The following is a 15,747-nucleotide window of genomic DNA, read 5'->3' as shown; positions in this document are numbered from 1 at the left end:
GCGTCAAATCGATGGTTACCGATTGCTTGTTGCGGTTGGCCGACAGGTAATAAGCCGCCTCCGACGTATTCTCGCCATAAGCGTCTTTAAGGAAGGGTGGCCCCCAGGCGCGCGTATCATCACCATTGCCCGGGCGCTCGACCTTGATCACTTCGGCGCCAAGGTCGGCGAGGATCTGCCCGGCCCACGGTCCGGCCAATACTCGCGATAAATCCAGTACCCGCAGATGCGACAGCGCGCCCATGGTCGCTCTCCTGTTAATAGAACGCCTGCAGACCGGTTTGCGCACGCCCGAGGATCAGCGCGTGAACGTCGTGAGTCCCTTCATAGGTATTCACCACTTCCAGGTTGACCAGATGACGGGCCACGCCGAATTCGTCAGAGATGCCGTTACCACCCAACATGTCGCGCGCCATACGGGCAATGTCCAGCGACTTGCCGCAGGAGTTGCGCTTCATGATCGAAGTGATTTCGACCGCAGCAGTGCCTTCATCTTTCATACGCCCCAACCGCAGGCAGCCTTGCAGGGCCAAGGTGATTTCGGTCTGCATGTCTGCCAGTTTTTTCTGGATCAACTGAGTGGCAGCCAATGGGCGACCAAACTGCTGGCGATCGAGGGTGTACTGACGAGCGGTGTGCCAGCAGAACTCGGCAGCGCCAAGCGCGCCCCAAGAAATGCCGTAACGCGCCGAGTTGAGGCAGGTGAACGGACCTTTCAGGCCACGCACGTCCGGGAAGATGTTTTCTTCCGGCACAAACACGTTATCCATAACGATTTCACCAGTGATCGACGCACGCAGGCCGACCTTGCCGTGAATCGCCGGAGCACTAAGGCCTTTCCAGCCTTTTTCCAGGACGAAGCCACGAATGTCACCGGCATCGTCTTTGGCCCAGACCACGAACACATCGGCGATCGGGCTGTTGGTGATCCACATTTTCGCGCCGGTCAGGCTGTAGCCGCCGTCGACCTTACGTGCACGAGTGATCATCGCGCCAGGGTCGGAACCGTGGTTGGGTTCGGTCAGACCGAAGCAGCCGATCCATTCGCCGGAAGCCAGCTTCGGCAGGTACTTCTGCTTTTGCGCTTCAGTACCGAATTCGTTGATCGGCACCATCACCAGCGACGACTGCACGCTCATCATCGAGCGGTAGCCTGAGTCGACACGCTCGACTTCACGAGCAATCAGACCGTAGCTGACATAGTTCAGACCGCTGCCGCCGTACTGTTCAGGGATGGTCGCGCCCAACAGACCGACTTCGCCCATCTCGCGGAAGATCGCCGGGTCGGTTTTCTCATGACGGAAGGCTTCAAGAACACGCGGCGCGAGGCTCTGTTGAGCAAACTGCTCGGCGGTGTCGCGGATCATGCGCTCTTCTTCAGTGAGCTGTTGATCCAGCAGCAGGGGATCAATCCAGTTGAAGCTAGCTTTACCGCCCATGAGTCTGTCCTCGCAAATCGGTGAATTAACGTGGCATTGATCCTAGGCGCGGTTCGCCGTCGCGGCAAACGAGGATTTCGCATTCTGTTGTGCTAATTTCTCACTCCGAAACGTCGCGGAATGCCTTTTATGCGGCGCATTAGTGAGGTTGACGTACATGCGCAGGAAGATCCCCAGCACCACCGCCCTGATCAGTTTCGAAGCTGCCGCGCGCCACGAGAGCTTTACCCGCGCTGCCGAAGAACTTTCCCTGACTCAAGGCGCCATTTGCCGACAAATAGCCAGCCTTGAGGAGTTCCTCAGTGTGGAACTATTCCGACGCTCGCGGCGCGGGGTGAAGCTGACCGAGGCGGGGCTTTCCTACAGCCGCCGAGTCGCGACGCAACTAGATGCAGTCGAACGCGACACGCTGTCCGTGATGGGCCAGCAAGGCACCAACGTAATCGAACTGGCGGTGGTGCCGACCTTTGGCACGCAATGGCTGCTGCCACGTCTGAAGGATTTCCAGCACAAGCATCCGGAAGTCACGGTCAACCTGACCAACCGCACCCGGCCCTTTCTGTTTGCCGATACCGAATTCGATGCGGCGATCTACTTCGGTGATGCCGATTGGTCCGGTACCGAATCCCACAGGCTGATGGGCGAGAATCCGATGCCGGTGTGCAGCCCGGCCCTACTCGGCAACAAGACGCTTCTGACAGCCGCAGCCATCGCCGAACTGCCGCTGCTGCAGCAGACTACCCGACCTTACGCCTGGCGCCAGTGGTTCAACTCGCAACAGCTGAATATCCCCCGCGACATGACAGGCCCGCGCTACGAGCTATTCTCCATGCTCGCCCAAGCGGCCATGCACGACATGGGGATCGCGCTGATTCCACCGTTCCTGATTCAGCGTGAGCTGGCCGAGAAACGCCTGGCGATTGCAAACCCGCAGGCGCTTTCCAGCATCAAGGCCTACTACCTGATGATTCCTGAGCGAAAGGTCGAATCAGCGTCATTAAAGGCATTTCGTGACTGGCTGGTAACTCAGGCACAGAGCTACAGCCTAGAAGGGTAAAGGCTTACAACGTTACCTAACCCCGTAGTCAGGAAAACAAAAGCCCTACAGATATAAGTATTTGTCGCAATTCAACAGACTGTATCCGAAAGTCGTACAGACGTCCCACAAGCGGCTGAAGACGTGGCTTTGAGCCTTCATCAGCGACGCATTAGTGCCTATTCACGTCACCGATGAGAAATTTTTCCATATTCGGCCAGAATCCTTACAAGGCACGGCCTGCAAGGGATTCGGCTGGCCATCTGCGACATTCGGTCACGGGATGACTTGTAGTTAATTTTCCGTCACCCGTCATAATCCCTTGAAGGGCATAAAGTTCGCCTGCAAAATGCCGCGCCCCGCCCTGATTTGGCGGGATCGTGCTGATCGGCCGCCCCAGTCGCACCATCCGTAGTGCATGGGTTTACTCAATAAGATCACGCAGGAGATTTGACGTGCACATTGGTGTTCCTCTCGAAACCCAGACCGGTGAAACACGGGTTGCTGCAACCCCGGAAACCATTAAAAAGCTGATCAGCCAAGGTCATAAGGTCACTGTGCAAACCGGCGCCGGCGTTAAAGCCAGCGTTGTCGACAGTGCCTATGAAGCGGCAGGCGCAACCATTGGCAGTGCCAATGACGCGTTTGGCGCCGAGCTGATTCTCAAAGTGGTCGCGCCAAGCGATGCCGAACTGACGCTGATCAAGCGCGGTACGGTGTTGGTCGGCATGCTCAATCCGTTCAACAACGAAACCATCGCAAAGATGGCCGAGTGCGGCATTACCGCGTTCGCCCTCGAAGCGGCGCCGCGCACCTCGCGCGCGCAGAGTCTCGATGTGTTGTCGTCGCAGGCGAACATTGCCGGCTATAAGGCTGTGTTGCTGGCCGCTCATTACTATCCGCGCTTCATGCCGATGCTGATGACCGCTGCGGGCACCGTGAAAGCGGCGCGCGTGCTGATTCTCGGCGCCGGTGTGGCCGGGTTGCAGGCGATTGCTACGGCGAAGCGTCTGGGTGCGGTGATCGAAGCGTCCGACGTGCGTCCGGCGGTAAAAGAGCAGATCGAATCACTCGGCGCCAAGTTCGTCGACGTACCTTACGAGACCGATGAAGAGCGTGAATGCGCCGTCGGTGTCGGCGGTTACGCGCGACCAATGCCGGCGAGCTGGATGCAGCGTCAGGCCCAGGCTGTGCACGAACGCGCCAAGCAGGCTGACATCGTCATTACCACCGCGCTGATTCCGGGCCGCAAGGCACCGACGCTATTGAGCGCGGAAACCGTAGCGCAGATGAAACCGGGTTCGGTGGTCATCGATCTCGCGGCAGCTCAGGGCGGCAACTGCCCATTGACCGTGGCCGATCAGGTCGTGGTCGAAAATGGCGTGACCATTTGCGGCCCGACCAATCTGGCCGGTGAAGTCGCTGCAGACGCCTCGGCACTGTATGCGCGCAACCTGCTGGACTTCCTCAAGCTGGTCTTCACCAAAGAAGGCCAGTTCGACGTAAACCTCGAAGACGACATCGTCGCCGCGTGCCTGATGTGCCGCGACGGCCAAGTCATCCGCAAAAACGCCTAAGCAGGGATTCAGACGATGGAAGAGCTTATCTCCCCCGGTATCTACAACCTGATCATCTTCGTGCTGGCGATTTATGTCGGTTACCACGTGGTCTGGAACGTTACACCTGCGCTGCACACACCTTTGATGGCGGTAACCAACGCCATCTCGGCGATCGTGATCGTCGGCGCCATGCTTGCCGCTGCGCTGACCGTCACGCCGCTGGGCAAAACCATGGGTACCCTTGCTGTGGCGCTGGCTGCGGTCAACGTGTTCGGTGGCTTCCTGGTGACCCGCCGCATGCTTGAGATGTTCAAGAAGAAAGCCCCGAAAGTAAAAGAAGAGGCGCCGAAGTAATGAGCATGAATCTCGTCACGACGCTCTACCTGATCGCGTCGATCTGCTTTATCCAGGCCCTCAAAGGCCTGTCGCACCCGACTACCTCGCGACGCGGCAACCTGTTCGGCATGCTCGGCATGGCGTTGGCGATCCTGACCACCGTGGGCCTCATCTATAAGTTGGGCGCTGAGCTCGCGACTGCCGGTATCGGTTACGTGATCGTCGGCTTGTTGGTTGGCGGTACAGCCGGTTCGATCATGGCCAAACGCGTTGAAATGACCAAGATGCCGGAACTGGTCGCCTTCATGCACAGCATGATCGGTCTGGCAGCGGTGTTCATTGCCATCGCCGCCGTGGTTGAGCCGCAATCGCTAGGTATCGTTAAACAGCTGGGTGATTCGATTCCAACGGGCAACCGTCTGGAGCTGTTCCTCGGTGCCGCGATCGGTGCGATCACCTTCTCCGGTTCGGTGATTGCGTTCGGCAAGCTGTCGGGCAAATACAAGTTCCGTCTGTTCCAGGGCGCCCCGGTACAGTTCGTTGGTCAGCACAAGCTGAACGCCGTGCTGGGCCTGGCGACGCTGGCACTGGGCCTGACCTTCATGTTCACCGGCAACCTCACTGCGTTCGCGCTGATGCTAGCGCTGGCGTTTGTGATGGGCGTGCTGATCATCATCCCGATTGGCGGCGCCGACATGCCGGTCGTGGTGTCGATGCTCAACAGCTACTCGGGCTGGGCGGCGGCGGGTATCGGCTTCTCGCTGAACAACTCGATGCTGATCATTGCCGGTTCCCTGGTGGGTTCGAGCGGTGCGATCCTGTCGTACATCATGTGCAAGGCGATGAACCGTTCCTTCTTTAATGTACTGCTCGGCGGTTTCGGCAACACGGCAGACGCAGGTCCTGCCGGTGCGAAAGAAGCACGTCCGGTGAAATCCGGTTCGGCTGACGACGCGACCTTCCTGCTGACCAACGCCGACACCGTGATCATCGTCCCGGGCTACGGTCTGGCAGTGGCACGTGCGCAACATGCGCTGAAAGAGCTGACCGAGAAGCTGACCCACCGTGGCGTGACTGTGAAGTACGCGATCCACCCCGTGGCGGGCCGTATGCCGGGGCACATGAACGTTCTGCTCGCCGAGGCCGAAGTGCCTTACGACCAGGTGTTCGAGATGGAGGACATCAACTCCGAGTTCGGTCAGGCCGACGTGGTGCTGGTGCTCGGCGCGAACGACGTGGTTAACCCGGCCGCAAAGAACGATCCGAAATCGCCGATTGCCGGCATGCCGATTCTCGAAGCGTTCAAAGCCAAGACCATCATCGTCAACAAGCGCTCGATGGCCAGCGGCTATGCCGGTCTGGACAACGAGCTGTTCTATCTGGACAAAACCATGATGGTCTTCGGCGACGCGAAGAAAGTCATCGAAGACATGGTCAAAGCGGTCGAGTAATTCCCCGCTGCAATACCGAACGCCCCGACTTGTCGGGGCGTTTTTGTTTGCGCAAACAGTCGGACAATTTGCCGCGTTGTTGCAGATCCAGTAACGGTGTTTTACTTCAAAGCCGCTAAATAGACGCCTCGTTTGCGACCTTGGTAGCGGGACAGGCGCTCGTCAAATTCACTAGACTGCGCATCCTGCTACTCGCTTCCCGAGATAATAATCCATGTACCGTGACCGTATTCGCCTGCCTTCGTTGTTGGATAAAGTGATGAGCGCCGCCGACGCAGCCGCTTTGATTGAGGACGGCATGACCGTCGGCATGAGCGGATTTACTCGTGCTGGCGAAGCCAAAGCCGTCCCTCATGCACTGGCCGAGCGCGCCAAGGTCACGCCGCTGAAGATCAGCCTGATGACCGGCGCCAGCCTGGGCAACGACCTCGACAAGCAACTGACCGAAGCCGGCGTGCTGTCGCGGCGCATGCCGTTCCAGGTCGACAGCACCTTGCGCAAGGCGATCAATGCCGGCCAGGTAATGTTCATTGATCAGCACCTGTCGGAAACCGTCGAGCAGCTACGCAACCAGCAACTGAAGCTGCCGGACATCGCGGTCATCGAAGCTGTGGCCATCACCGAGCAAGGCCACATCGTGCCGACCACCTCGGTGGGCAACTCGGCGAGCTTCGCAATTTTCGCCAAACAGGTGATTGTCGAGATCAACCTGGCGCACAACGCCAACCTCGAAGGCCTGCATGACATCTATATCCCGACCTATCGCCCGACGCGCACGCCGATCCCGCTGGTAAAAGTCGACGACCGCATCGGCAACACGGCGATTCCGATTCCGCCGGAAAAAATCGTCGCCATTGTGATCACCCAGCAGGCGGACTCGCCGTCTACCGTGTCGTCGCCGGACGTCGACACCAACGCCATTGCCGATCACCTGATCACCTTCTTCAAGCAGGAAGTCGACGCCGGGCGCATGACCAACAAGCTCGGCCCGTTGCAGGCAGGGATCGGCAACATTGCCAACGCGGTGATGTGCGGTCTGATCGATTCGCCGTTTGAAGACCTGACCATGTACTCCGAAGTACTACAGGATTCGACCTTCGACCTGATCGACGCCGGCAAGCTGAGCTTCGCTTCGGGCAGCTCGATCACCCTGTCGGAGCGCCGCAACAGCGACGTGTTCGGTAACCTGGAGAAGTACAAGGACAAACTGGTACTGCGTCCGCAGGAGATCTCCAACCACCCGGAAGTGGTGCGCCGCCTAGGCATCATCGGGATCAACACGGCGCTGGAGTTCGACATTTACGGCAACGTCAACTCCACCCACGTTTGCGGCACGCGGATGATGAACGGCATCGGCGGTTCCGGCGACTTCGCGCGTAACGCGCATCTGGCGGTGTTCGTGACCAAGTCGATCGCCAAGGGCGGGGCGATTTCCAGCGTGGTGCCGATGGTCAGCCACGTTGACCACACCGAGCACGATGTCGACATTCTGGTGACCGAAGTGGGTCTGGCCGATTTACGCGGCTTGGCGCCGCGGGAACGTGCACGTGTGATCATCGATAACTGTGTGCACCCGGACTTCCGTCAAGCGCTGGATGATTACTTCACGAAGGCCTGTGCAATCGGTGGCCATACCCCACACATTCTGCGTGAAGCGTTGAGCTGGCATATCAACCTGGAAGAAACCGGGCGCATGCTTGCGGTGTAATTCACTCAGATAACCGTTGGCGCAAACACAGTTTGCGTCAGCGGATTGTTGCAATCTTCAAAGCTGACAAAAACTGTACTGCTGTACCGGTCCTTTCCTACAGATTTTGCCTACCTTTTTCCTCGAATCGAGCAAAAACGCACCACTTAAGTGCGGACAGGTACAGTTTGCTCGTTTTTGACCCGTACACCCCCTATAAACAGTTAACTGGTCACTCACAATACAGTTGAACTGTATCTAGAGAGACTTGGCAAACGAGAGGATCATGGGCACCAGTCAAACCACTACCTGATCCCGCCACAAGCGGAAGGATGTCAACCATGGAACGTACACTCAGTTCCGAACTGTTCTTCGAAGACAAAGCTGTAAACACCCAGGCTTCCCTGCCTCTGCGCGTTATCGCCAACCTGATGTTGTGGCAGCGCCGCATCTCCAGCCGCCATCAACTGGCTCGCCTGGATTCGCGTTTGCTGGCTGACGCCGGTATCAGCGAAGCACAACGCTATGAAGAGCTGAGCAAGCCGTTCTGGCGCTAAGTAGCGTCGCTGGCTCTGGTCATTAGACCCACCGCCAGCAACCCGAATTGAACAAACGAAACCCGTCGTGGGAAACCACGACGGGTTTCGTCGTTTTGGGGAGTTTTAAATCCCTATACAGCTAGCTTTATCGCTGACAGGTACAGTTCATTATAATCACCACCTGGACCAGTACAATTTGCTTCTGCTGTATCTGCCTCTTCCTCTGTCACAGGCTCAACATGACCTTCCGCCTTCACCGGTAATAAGGAATACGTCATGAATGACTTACGGGATGTTTCAAGAAACTTCAGCCATTCCTACCCTCGCCCCAATGCTCTGCGTCGCCTGATTCGCGGGCTTCTGGACAGCCTGGAGCGCGCCAGAACAAGGCGCCTGCTCTCTCAACTCGACGGTCGGGATCTCGCCGATCTTGGCCTCAGCCATGCCGATCGACTGAGTGAACTGGATAAACCGTTCTGGCGCTAGCATTTTGCCCACTGTGCGAACCTCGCAAAGCAGGCCTAATATCCACGCAGAACGTGGCGAATGCTGTGTCACTGGCGTCTGACTCCTCAGATCCCGAGCCACCTCTCAATACGGTTTATCCACAGGAGTTACCCATGTCCCGTCTTCGTTTGCTCAGTGCTGCCGCCCTGCTGGCCGTGGCTGCCAACGCCAGCGCCACCAGCTTCATCGTGACCACCGACGCTGTTGTCGGTGCACTGAAATCCTCGTCCGACGCCACCTCCGACGTTTCCTCGTCGTTCCGTGATGACAAAATCGTCCTCGCCGCCCGTGACGACGCTGCCAGCTTCGTGGCCAGCGAAGGCGAAATCCGTGGTGTAAAACTGGAAAGCGCGCTGGATCACATCCGTCATCAGGCCCCACAGCTACAAGCTACCGACGCGCAGTTGGCTCAAGCCATCCTGACGATCTAAGCGTCTGACACCGTTCGGGACACGCCGGTCGTGTCCCGATGTTTCGGCGCTGGCTCTGGTCCGGGCATTGCGCTAGCCTTTGGGCTCGCTAACCAATACCGAGTCTCATGCGTTTTCTTTCAAATTTGCTGATCCCTTCTGTTCTGCTAACCGCTGGCTGGGCTACGTCGGTGGACGCCTTCGATGCTTTTAACGCTTCGACCCAAGGCACCGTCGTCAGTGGTTACGCCACCAGCATGGTGTCTTCCGCCCCGTTCGACCGTAAACTGCTGCTCGCGGCCCACGATGATGCCGCAGCTTTTGTTGCCAGTGACGGTGAATGGCGTGGTGCTCGACTGGAATCCGCGCTGCATTACCTGCGCAAAACCCGGCCGAAACTTCATGTCAGCGACCTTGAACTGGCAGAGGCAATTCTCGTCCAATAGTTATCCTGTACCCCTGTTATCCTTGCCCTTCCGGAGTCGTTCCATGCGTAGCCCGCTGATTGCTGCCGCCCTTGGCCTGTTTTTGTTGGCCGACGTGGCCCAGGCGCACACCCTGGTAGCCACCAGTAACATCATCGTTCGTGCCTCCCAGCGCACTATCGATTTCACTTCCGACACCACCACGTCGATCCGCGATTCGAAAATCATCCGCGAAGCACACGATGATGCCGCCAGTTTCGTCGCCACTAACGGTGATATCCGTGGCGCGCATCTGGAAGCCGCGCTCAACACCCTGCGCACCCGTGTGCCGGAAGCGCGCGACGCCAGCGATCAGGTTCTCGCCGAAGCCATCCTCGCACTGTGAAGTCACTCGGCACCTGGCTGCTGGCCGGGGCGTTGTTGCTGCTTGGCAACAGCGCCCACGCCGGCCTGCAATTGCGGCTCAAGACCGACGGTCTGAGCCCCGCCCAACAACAGGCCAGCCAGGCGCTGATCGATGAGGCGATGCAAAAGCTGCCGCCGAGCTTTATCGAGCGGCTGGATCGGCGCATCGATGTCGGCTGGACCGACGACATGCCCGCCAACGCTTACGGCCAGGCCACGCTCGTTGCCGAACTCGATCTGAATCGCAAACTGCTGGCCAGCCTCACTGACGGCAGTGCAGCCAAAGAAAAAACCAATCGCCCCCACGGCACTGTGCGCCAGGAATTGCTCGCCACGGTGTTGCACGAAATTACCCACATTTACGATCGCGCGCGCTTGTGGCCGGACGCCGAGCGCACGCTAATCCAGCGCTGCACCCGCCGCTTCAACAGCGCCGGGCTGATCGGCATTCCCGATGAGTGTCGCGGGCAGAACGGGCGGCGTTTCACCCTCAGTGATGACCCACGCCTGCTCGATCTCGCCGGTTGGCAGCAATACGTCGGCCGTCGGGGTGAGCGCGAACAACACAACCGCCAGATCGCGCGCAGCCCGGACCTGTACGAAATCTCCAGCCCGAAGGAGTTTGTCGCGGTCAACATGGAGTATTTCCTCCTCGACCCGAGCTATGCCTGCCGTCGCCCGGCGTTGTATCGCTATTACCAGCAGCACTTCGGCTGGACACCGCCGGCCAAGGACACCTGCAGCAAGACCTTCTCCTTCCTCAATGCCGGCAACGACTTCGCCAAGCAACCCTTGGGGCAGGTCGATCCCGAGCGGGTCTACGCCGTCGACTATCTACTGGCCGAGGCCAATCAGAACTGGGTCAGCCGCTGGGGCCACAGCATGTTGCGTCTGGTGATCTGTGCACCGGGTCGCCCGCGCGGGCCGGATTGCCGGCTCGACCTCGATCAGCATCTGGTGTTGTCCTACCGCGCCTTTGTCGGCGATGTACAGCTGTCGAGCTGGGACGGACTGGTCGGCAAGTACCCGTCGCGCCTGTTCGTGCTGCCGCTCGCGCAGGTCATCGACGAATACACCAAGACCGAACTGCGCAGCCTCGCTTCCGTGCCGCTGAACCTGTCACGGGACGAGATCGAAGGCGTGGTCGAACACGCCGCCGAAATGCACTGGAGCTACGACGGCAACTACTTCTTCCTCTCCAACAACTGTGCGGTGGAAGGTCTGAAACTGTTGCGCAGCGGCAGTGACAACAGCCAGTTCGTGGGTCTGGACAGCATCATGCCCAACGGCTTGCTGGAAGTGATGAAGGGCCGTGGTCTGGCGGACACCAGTGTGCTGGATGATCCGAAAGAAGCGTTGCGTCTTGGCTACCGCTTCGACTCGTTCCGCGATCGCTATCAGGCCATGTTCGATGTGCTTAAGAAGCAATTGCCGATCAAACAGAACACCGTCGAGGAATGGCTTTCGCTGACAGCCGAAGAACGCCGTGAGTGGTTCGAACGCGCCGACTTGCGTACCAGCGCCGCCCTGCTGCTGTTGGAGCAGGCGAGTTATCGACGCCAGTTGTTGCTGGCTCAGGATGAGGTCAAGCAACGCTACCTCGGCGCGCGGGAGCTGGAAAACGGCGGCATGGACAAGGCCAACGCGACCTTGCAGGAAATCCTCGCCAACAGCGGGTTCCTCAGTCGTCCGGCGGAATTGCTCGATTCCAAGGGTTACGGATTGCCGCAGCCGACCGAGTTCAGTCGACTCGAAGCGGAGAGCAGTCAGCGGCAGAAGAAGCTGTTGGCACTGTCCGGAGATCTGGATGCAGAAGTGCGTAAGTTGCTGGAGCCGAAGCGGGCCGCCGAAATTGCGGCCAGTGAGGAGAACGTGAAGCAGATCGGCGCGCATCTGCGCAAACTGCACAAGGCCTCCGGCGGACTGGAGCTGCCCTGAAAAAAAGACCGCAGCCAATGGCTGCGGTCTTTTTTATTGCCTGCAGATCAATACAAAACGCCATCGAGAATTTCGTAGACGATCCCGGTGCCCACCGCGATCAGCACGATATCACCCCCCGCCCGGCGCCATTCGTAACCCGGGTACACCGGCAGACGACCTAACGCCCGATTATCCAGACGCTCGCCGTAATAGCCGTGCGGCAACGGCCGGCCACGCTCCAGATGAATCCCCGGAGGCGGCGGCGCACCGCGTACAAAGTAGCCATGGTTATCGCGAATGGTCTGGCGCACCGGGCCGAAGTCGTGCGGCGGCGGGCCGCCACGGTGATCGTTCTGCGGGCCACGGTGATCATTACCATGGTTGTTGTATTGGCCCTGCTGTGGGCCGCCGTGGTCATGATCATCGCGCGGATCGGCGCTGGCCAGCAGCGGTGTCACGCTGATCATCAGCACGCCCAGTCCGGCCATCAGACGTTTCGGCATTTTCATCGGATCTTTCCTCACGGCACAAACAGCAAAAAGGGATTCAGAACGTGGTTCTGAATCCCTCGGTCTTGCTGGATTAGTCTGTGCCGCGAGGCGCTAATTCCTCTGTATCAGGAACTTTACCTTCAGCTGACGCGGGCCTTACGCACGCCTTCGGAGAGAGCCGAGCACAGGCTCAGCACGCCGTCGATGGCCTGGTCGGGTGTGGTCGCGTTGGCGATGTGATCGATCAACGCCGAACCCACCACCACACCGTCGGCCAGACGCGCGATGGACGCCGCTTGCTCCGGCGTGCGGATGCCGAAACCGATGCTGATCGGCAGATCGGTATGGCGACGCAGACGGGTCACCGCCTCTTCAACGTGCTCCAGCGTCGCCGCGCCGGCACCGGTCACACCGGCGACCGACACGTAGTAAACGAAACCGGAACTGCCATTAAGCACCTTCGGCAGACGCGCATCGTCGGTGGTCGGCGTGGTCAGGCGGATGAAGTCCAGACCCGCAGCCTGCGCCGGGTCGCACAGCTCGGCGTTGTGCTCAGGTGGCATGTCGACCACGATCAGGCCATCGACGCCAGCCTCTTTCGCATCGACGATGAAGCGCTCAACGCCGTACATGTGGATCGGGTTGAAGTAGCCCATCAGCACCAGCGGGGTGTCGCTGTTGCCCTCGCGGAACTCGCGAACCATTTGCAGGGTTTTCAGCAGATTCTGCTTGGCGCCTAAGGCACGGATGTTCGCCAGTTGAATCGCCGGGCCGTCGGCCATCGGGTCGGTGAACGGCATGCCCAACTCGATCACGTCGGCGCCAGCACCCGGCAAGCCTTTGAGGATCGCCAGCGAGGTGTCGTAGTCCGGGTCACCGGCGGTGACGAAGGTCACCAGCGCAGCGCGGTTCTGTTCTTTGAGGTCGGCAAAACGGGTTTGCAGGCGGCTCATCAGTGTTTCTCCTGCTTAGACTGTTCCATATGGTGCATGACGGTCTGCATGTCTTTGTCACCACGGCCGGAAAGGTTGACCACCATCAGGTGATCCTTCGGCAGCTTCGGTGCACGTTTGAACACTTCAGCCAGGGCGTGGGCGCTTTCCAGGGCAGGAATGATCCCTTCCAGGCGGCAGCATTTGTGGAACGCATCCAGCGCTTCGTCGTCGGTCACCGAGGTGTACTGAACGCGGCCGATGTCATGCAACCACGCGTGTTCAGGACCAATGCCTGGGTAATCGAGGCCGGCGGAAATCGAGTGAGCGTCGATGATCTGGCCGTCGTCGTCCTGCAGCAGGAAGGTACGGTTGCCGTGCAACACACCCGGAACGCCGCCATTCAGGCTCGCCGCATGCTTGCCGGTTTCAATGCCGTAACCGGCGGCTTCAACACCGATGATTTCAACGCTCTTGTCGTCGAGGAACGGGTGGAACAGGCCCATCGCGTTGGAACCGCCACCGATGCACGCTACCAGGCTGTCCGGCAGACGACCTTCCTGAGCCTGCAACTGATCACGGGTTTCCTTGCCGATGACGGCCTGAAAGTCGCGAACCATTGCTGGGTATGGATGTGGGCCGGCCACGGTGCCGATCAGGTAGAACGTGTTGTCGACGTTGGTCACCCAGTCACGCAGGGCTTCGTTCATCGCGTCTTTAAGGGTGCCGGTGCCGGCCACCACCGGAATTACTTCAGCGCCCAACAGCTTCATGCGGAAGACGTTGGCCTGCTGACGTTCGATGTCAGTGGTGCCCATGTAGATCACGCAGTCCAGACCGAAACGTGCAGCGACGGTAGCCGTGGCCACGCCGTGCATGCCGGCGCCGGTCTCGGCGATGATGCGTTTCTTGCCCATGCGCCGCGCCAGCAGGATCTGGCCGATGCAGTTGTTGATCTTGTGCGCGCCGGTGTGGTTCAGCTCTTCGCGCTTGAGATAAATCTTCGCGCCGCCGCAGAACTCGGTCAGGCGTTCGGCGAAATACAGCGGGCTAGGACGTCCGACGTAGTCGCGCTGGAAGTAGGCCAACTCTTCTTTGAACGCCGGATCTTCCTTGGCCGCTTCGTATTCACGAGCCAGATCGAGGATCAGCGGCATCAGGGTTTCCGCCACGTAGCGGCCACCGAACGAACCGAACAGGCCGTTGGCGTCAGGGCCGTTACGCAGATCAGAGGTGTTCGAAGTCTGGGTCATGAGTCGCTCCAGGTGAATTCGGGTCAAAAGACAATGACGACCACTCTACCCCTGACCTTCTACGCTGAAAACCGATAAGATCGCCACAACCTGTCAGGAAAACTCACAGATACCATGAGCCACGACCTTCCCCCGCTGAACGCCTTGCGCGCGTTCGAAGCGACCGCCCGACTGAACAGCGTCAGTCAGGCCGCCGAACAGCTGCACGTCACCCATGGCGCCGTCAGTCGTCAGCTCAAGGTGCTGGAAGAGCACCTTGGCGTCAGTCTGTTCGTCAAAGATGGGCGCGGCTTGAAACTCACAGATGCCGGTATACGTTTACGCGATGCCAGTGGCGAGGCGTTTGACCGCTTGCGCAGTGTTTGCGCTGAATTGACGCAAAGCACGGCGGATGCGCCGTTTGTACTCGGCTGCTCTGGAAGCCTGCTGGCGCGCTGGTTTATTCCGCGCCTGGGGCGATTGAATGCCGATCTGCCGGATTTGCGGCTGCACCTGTCGGCGGGCGAAGGCGATCTCGATCCACGACGCCCGGGGCTGGATGCTTTGCTGCTGTTCGCCGAACCACCGTGGCCGGCGGACATGCAGGTCTATGAATTGGCCGCAGAACGTATCGGCCCGGTGATGAGTCCGCTGTTCAGCGGTTATCAACCTTTGCAGGCCGCTCCTGCCTCGGCGCTGCTCAATGAGCCGTTGCTGCACACCACCTCGCGCCCTCAGGCCTGGCCGAGTTGGGCACAGCAAAACCACCTCGACGCAAAAGCGCTGAAGTTAGGGCAAGGTTTCGAGCATTTGTATTACTTGCTGGAAGCAGCAGTGGCAGGCCTTGGCGTGGCCATCGCGCCGGAGCCGCTGGTGACGGAAGATTTGAAGGCCGGTCGCCTGGTTGCGCCATGGGGTTTCTGTGAAACCCCGGCGCAACTGGCGTTGTGGCTACCCAAGCGCGCCGCAGACGGGCGCGCCCGGCAACTGGCGCAATGGCTCAAGAACGAACTGCGCCAGACGGATCACTCGCCGCGCTTGAACAGCAAGTAAGCCGCCAGCAGACCGATCGCACCGACGGCCACACCGGCCGTCGTCCATGGATGTTCCTGAGCGTAATCACGGGTGGCGATCCCGGTTTCGCGGGTTTTCACTTTGACTTCTTCGTAGGCATCGCTGAGCAGGTGGCGCGAGTGCTTCAGCGCACTTTCGGCATTGCTTTTCAGCGCCTTGAGGGTCTTGCGCGACTCGTCCGAAGCGTCGTCTTTCAAGCTTTCCAACGATTTGAGCAGACTCTCGATCTCGGCTTCCATGCTTTGCAACGAGGCTTTACGTAAAGAGGTGTTGGCCATGGTGGCTCTCCTGCATTGGTGATGAG

The 15,747-nt window shown here is 59.3% G+C and carries 18 protein-coding genes (1 of these 18 only partly in view); 12 read left to right on the top strand and 6 right to left on the bottom strand.

Annotation, left to right across the window (positions count from 1 at the left end; all coding sequences use genetic code 11):
* A protein-coding gene (locus tag CLU80_RS14145; RefSeq protein WP_099757651.1) for a CaiB/BaiF CoA transferase family protein crosses the window boundary here: on the bottom strand, positions 1–244 show its 5' portion. Its footprint begins 977 nt before the window's first position; the window shows 244 of its 1,221 coding nt (coding positions 1–244); the start codon lies at positions 242–244; its stop codon lies beyond the left edge, outside the window.
* Between the two features lie 13 nt (positions 245–257).
* A complete protein-coding gene (locus CLU80_RS14140) occupies positions 258–1,439 on the bottom strand; it encodes an acyl-CoA dehydrogenase (RefSeq protein ID WP_007953903.1) in 1,182 nt (393 codons plus the stop codon).
* A 157-nt stretch (positions 1,440–1,596) separates the two neighbouring features.
* Between CLU80_RS14140 and CLU80_RS14135 the strand changes: the two genes are divergently transcribed.
* From CLU80_RS14135 to CLU80_RS14085, 11 genes are all read left to right on the top strand, one after another.
* Positions 1,597–2,496, top strand: a complete 900-nt coding sequence (locus CLU80_RS14135; protein ID WP_099757650.1) for a LysR family transcriptional regulator — start codon at positions 1,597–1,599, stop codon at positions 2,494–2,496.
* Positions 2,497–2,930: 434 nt separating this feature from the next.
* Entirely contained in the window at positions 2,931–4,052 is a 1,122-nt protein-coding gene (locus CLU80_RS14130) for a Re/Si-specific NAD(P)(+) transhydrogenase subunit alpha (protein WP_093429467.1), read from the top strand.
* 15 nt (positions 4,053–4,067) lie between these two features.
* The gene (locus CLU80_RS14125; RefSeq protein WP_003187417.1) at positions 4,068–4,388 is read left to right on the top strand and encodes an NAD(P) transhydrogenase subunit alpha part 2; all 321 of its coding nucleotides are present in this window, start codon (positions 4,068–4,070) and stop codon (positions 4,386–4,388) included.
* A complete protein-coding gene (locus CLU80_RS14120) occupies positions 4,388–5,821 on the top strand; it encodes an NAD(P)(+) transhydrogenase (Re/Si-specific) subunit beta (RefSeq protein ID WP_099757649.1) in 1,434 nt (477 codons plus the stop codon). The genes CLU80_RS14125 and CLU80_RS14120 overlap by 1 nt, the downstream gene beginning before the upstream one ends.
* 214 nt (positions 5,822–6,035) lie before the next feature.
* Positions 6,036–7,529: a succinyl-CoA:acetate CoA-transferase ScpC gene (gene scpC / locus CLU80_RS14115; protein WP_099757648.1), complete on the top strand. Its 1,494-nt coding sequence runs from the start codon at positions 6,036–6,038 to the stop codon at positions 7,527–7,529.
* A 320-nt stretch (positions 7,530–7,849) separates the two neighbouring features.
* Entirely contained in the window at positions 7,850–8,065 is a 216-nt protein-coding gene (locus tag CLU80_RS14110; RefSeq protein WP_007911656.1) for a DUF1127 domain-containing protein, read from the top strand.
* 258 nt (positions 8,066–8,323) lie between these two features.
* Complete coding sequence (locus tag CLU80_RS14105) at positions 8,324–8,533, top strand: DUF1127 domain-containing protein (RefSeq protein ID WP_099757647.1); 210 nt, start codon at positions 8,324–8,326, stop codon at positions 8,531–8,533.
* Positions 8,534–8,667: 134 nt separating this feature from the next.
* Positions 8,668–8,985: a DUF2388 domain-containing protein gene (locus CLU80_RS14100; RefSeq protein ID WP_093429471.1), complete on the top strand. Its 318-nt coding sequence runs from the start codon at positions 8,668–8,670 to the stop codon at positions 8,983–8,985.
* A gap of 107 nt (positions 8,986–9,092) precedes the next feature.
* On the top strand, positions 9,093–9,410 hold the full coding sequence (locus CLU80_RS14095; RefSeq protein ID WP_099757646.1) for a DUF2388 domain-containing protein: 318 nt from the start codon (positions 9,093–9,095) through the stop codon (positions 9,408–9,410).
* Positions 9,411–9,453: 43 nt separating this feature from the next.
* Complete coding sequence (locus CLU80_RS14090) at positions 9,454–9,774, top strand: DUF2388 domain-containing protein (protein WP_007911662.1); 321 nt, start codon at positions 9,454–9,456, stop codon at positions 9,772–9,774.
* Positions 9,771–11,732 carry a DUF7844 domain-containing protein gene (locus CLU80_RS14085; protein ID WP_099757645.1) on the top strand — a complete coding sequence of 654 codons (1,962 nt, stop codon included), beginning with the start codon at positions 9,771–9,773 and terminating at the stop codon, positions 11,730–11,732. The genes CLU80_RS14090 and CLU80_RS14085 overlap by 4 nt, the downstream gene beginning before the upstream one ends.
* A gap of 47 nt (positions 11,733–11,779) precedes the next feature.
* Here the strand turns inward: CLU80_RS14085 and CLU80_RS14080 are convergent, their stop codons facing one another.
* From CLU80_RS14080 to trpB, 3 genes are all read right to left on the bottom strand, one after another.
* Positions 11,780–12,223, bottom strand: a complete 444-nt coding sequence (locus CLU80_RS14080) for an anti-virulence regulator CigR family protein (RefSeq protein ID WP_093429474.1) — start codon at positions 12,221–12,223, stop codon at positions 11,780–11,782.
* A gap of 122 nt (positions 12,224–12,345) precedes the next feature.
* Positions 12,346–13,158, bottom strand: a complete 813-nt coding sequence (gene trpA, locus CLU80_RS14075; protein ID WP_099757644.1) for a tryptophan synthase subunit alpha — start codon at positions 13,156–13,158, stop codon at positions 12,346–12,348.
* Entirely contained in the window at positions 13,158–14,390 is a 1,233-nt protein-coding gene (gene trpB, locus CLU80_RS14070) for a tryptophan synthase subunit beta (protein WP_095049514.1), read from the bottom strand. Before trpB ends, trpA begins: the two co-directional genes overlap by 1 nt.
* A 114-nt stretch (positions 14,391–14,504) precedes the next feature.
* On the opposite strand from trpB, the gene CLU80_RS14065 reads away from it, so the two are divergent.
* On the top strand, positions 14,505–15,422 hold the full coding sequence (locus CLU80_RS14065) for a LysR family transcriptional regulator (RefSeq protein WP_099757643.1): 918 nt from the start codon (positions 14,505–14,507) through the stop codon (positions 15,420–15,422).
* Here the strand turns inward: CLU80_RS14065 and CLU80_RS14060 are convergent.
* Positions 15,395–15,721: an ElaB/YgaM/YqjD family protein gene (locus CLU80_RS14060; RefSeq protein WP_007911686.1), complete on the bottom strand. Its 327-nt coding sequence runs from the start codon at positions 15,719–15,721 to the stop codon at positions 15,395–15,397. The genes CLU80_RS14065 and CLU80_RS14060 overlap by 28 nt on opposite strands.
* Between the last annotated feature and the right edge of the window lie 26 nt (positions 15,722–15,747).

This window comes from Pseudomonas sp. 29, assembly GCF_002754355.1.
Lineage (GTDB): Bacteria > Pseudomonadota > Gammaproteobacteria > Pseudomonadales > Pseudomonadaceae > Aquipseudomonas > Aquipseudomonas neuropathica.
The sequence above is the reverse complement of the archived record's forward strand: the minus strand, read 5'-3'. Positions and strand labels throughout refer to the sequence as shown.

Excerpts from the sequence above, each read along its gene's own strand:
- CLU80_RS14105 (WP_099757647.1), top strand. The coding sequence starts at position 8,324 with ATGAATGACTTACGGGATGTTTCAAGAAACTTCAGCCATTCCTACCCT.
- trpB (WP_095049514.1), bottom strand. The coding sequence starts at position 14,390 with ATGACCCAGACTTCGAACACCTCTGATCTGCGTAACGGCCCTGACGCC.
- CLU80_RS14100 (WP_093429471.1), top strand. The coding sequence starts at position 8,668 with ATGTCCCGTCTTCGTTTGCTCAGTGCTGCCGCCCTGCTGGCCGTGGCT.
- CLU80_RS14065 (WP_099757643.1), top strand. The coding sequence starts at position 14,505 with ATGAGCCACGACCTTCCCCCGCTGAACGCCTTGCGCGCGTTCGAAGCG.
- CLU80_RS14060 (WP_007911686.1), bottom strand. The coding sequence starts at position 15,721 with ATGGCCAACACCTCTTTACGTAAAGCCTCGTTGCAAAGCATGGAAGCC.
- CLU80_RS14080 (WP_093429474.1), bottom strand. The coding sequence starts at position 12,223 with ATGAAAATGCCGAAACGTCTGATGGCCGGACTGGGCGTGCTGATGATC.
- CLU80_RS14135 (WP_099757650.1), top strand. The coding sequence starts at position 1,597 with ATGCGCAGGAAGATCCCCAGCACCACCGCCCTGATCAGTTTCGAAGCT.
- CLU80_RS14090 (WP_007911662.1), top strand. The coding sequence starts at position 9,454 with ATGCGTAGCCCGCTGATTGCTGCCGCCCTTGGCCTGTTTTTGTTGGCC.
- trpA (WP_099757644.1), bottom strand. The coding sequence starts at position 13,158 with ATGAGCCGCCTGCAAACCCGTTTTGCCGACCTCAAAGAACAGAACCGC.
- CLU80_RS14125 (WP_003187417.1), top strand. The coding sequence starts at position 4,068 with ATGGAAGAGCTTATCTCCCCCGGTATCTACAACCTGATCATCTTCGTG.
- CLU80_RS14120 (WP_099757649.1), top strand. The coding sequence starts at position 4,388 with ATGAGCATGAATCTCGTCACGACGCTCTACCTGATCGCGTCGATCTGC.
- scpC (WP_099757648.1), top strand. The coding sequence starts at position 6,036 with ATGTACCGTGACCGTATTCGCCTGCCTTCGTTGTTGGATAAAGTGATG.
- CLU80_RS14140 (WP_007953903.1), bottom strand. The coding sequence starts at position 1,439 with ATGGGCGGTAAAGCTAGCTTCAACTGGATTGATCCCCTGCTGCTGGAT.
- CLU80_RS14110 (WP_007911656.1), top strand. The coding sequence starts at position 7,850 with ATGGAACGTACACTCAGTTCCGAACTGTTCTTCGAAGACAAAGCTGTA.
- CLU80_RS14095 (WP_099757646.1), top strand. The coding sequence starts at position 9,093 with ATGCGTTTTCTTTCAAATTTGCTGATCCCTTCTGTTCTGCTAACCGCT.